Annotated in this window: 1 protein-coding gene; it reads right to left on the bottom strand. The window is 46.0% G+C overall.

What is annotated here, in order from left to right:
* Positions 1-285, bottom strand: a 285-nt coding sequence (locus PG086_RS09680) for an SHIRT domain-containing protein (protein WP_270748843.1), incomplete at both ends; no start/stop codon positions are given.

Raw genomic sequence — 285 nt, 5'->3', positions numbered from 1 at the left:
AACTTCTGTTTGACTTGGTTGCGTTGGCGTTGCTTGACTGCCATCTTTCAAGTCTATTTGGTCTGATGGAAGTAAGGATTTCACTTCTTGCGGAAGTTCTTTTCCTGGCGTTCCGCTGACAAACTCGTGAACTGCTTTATGAGTCACTGTTGGAACTGGGGTGAATTCCCATGTGCCTACAAACTTAACATCTGCTCCATTGATGGTTTCTGATGCCTTGTCGTAGGACTTGAAGCTCCAGGTACCTTCTGCCGTCTTAACTTCTGTTTGACTTGGTTGCGTTGG

It is taken from the genome of Streptococcus halitosis (assembly GCF_027691175.1).
In the GTDB taxonomy this organism is placed as follows: Bacteria; Bacillota; Bacilli; order Lactobacillales; family Streptococcaceae; genus Streptococcus; species Streptococcus halitosis_A.
Note: the sequence above shows the minus strand (reverse complement) of the source record. Positions and strands in the feature narration are given on the sequence as shown.